This is a genomic window from Klebsiella sp. A-Nf5, from assembly GCF_002810545.1.
In the GTDB taxonomy this organism is placed as follows: Bacteria; Pseudomonadota; Gammaproteobacteria; order Enterobacterales; family Enterobacteriaceae; genus Klebsiella; species Klebsiella variicola.
This window is the reverse complement of record NZ_PIOG01000102.1, coordinates 1-1,005: the sequence shown is the minus strand read 5'-3', so window position 1 is coordinate 1,005 and position 1,005 is coordinate 1. Positions and strand designations below refer to the sequence as shown.

The following is a 1,005-nucleotide window of genomic DNA, read 5'->3' as shown; positions in this document are numbered from 1 at the left end:
GACACTCCGAAGCATGATGATATTTGTACAGGTAGCCGAATCAGGTTCGTTTACAAAGGCCGCCCAACAGCTTGACCTTAGCGTGCCTTCAGTAAGTGTGGTTGTATCCAAACTGGAAGAGGAATTGCGTGTTAAGTTACTCAACAGGTCGACTCGCAGTCTCGCACTCACAGAAGCAGGGAAAGTGTTCTACCGGGGATGCTGTAGAACGCTTGATGAGGCAAGGCAGACTCATGAAAATATGTTTGCCTTCAATGAACGTCCCTCGGGAGTGCTGCGAATAGGGTGTTCACCCAGCATGGCACACTATGTCATTACGCACATCAGCGCTCAGTTACTGGAAAGGTTTCCCGGTCTTAGTGTAAACCTGGTAACAGCGAGCCCCGCGCCCGACCTTATTTCCCATGGGCTAGACCTGATACTCCGGTTTGGAGAAATAGAGGACTCAGGACTTTATACTCGCAAGGTTGGCAGTATGCCGATGGTTGTGTGCGCGGCCGTAAGTTATCTGAATAAAATGGGCAGACCTGTTCATCCAGATGATATTGAGAAGTTTGACTGGCTTGAGTATGACATCCAGCCGGATAATACCTGTAACCTGACTTCGCGGGATGGCAGTCAGATACGCATCCGTGCCAGAGGTCGCTACATAACAAATGATTCGCTGGCACTAATCGACTGGCTGCGCGCTGGTCGGGGAATCGCCTTCGTGCCGATGATCTGGGTCATAAAAGATATCGCTCAAGGTAACGTTGAGGTCCTGTTCAGCGATTTCAGGACAGAGAGTAGGTCAATTTTTGCACTCCACACATCACGCGACAATATGCCTCTTAAGGTGAAAGCCTGTATTGAGGAACTGACAGAGTTTTTAACTAAAAGCGCAGATGACTGTGCGCATTATCTCAGATAGTCAGTTTTATTCTTTCCGGGATATCAGGATGCAACGTTAACCATCCTGATAATGATTTTCTGGTAAGTACAAAATATCGACTACATTTTAGGCAA

The 1,005-nt window shown here is 47.8% G+C and carries 1 protein-coding gene; it reads left to right on the top strand.

Annotation, left to right across the window (positions count from 1 at the left end):
- On the top strand, positions 1–910 hold a 910-nt coding region (locus CWM53_RS10615), incomplete at its 5' end, for a LysR substrate-binding domain-containing protein (RefSeq protein ID WP_102137343.1).
- Between the last annotated feature and the right edge of the window lie 95 nt (positions 911–1,005).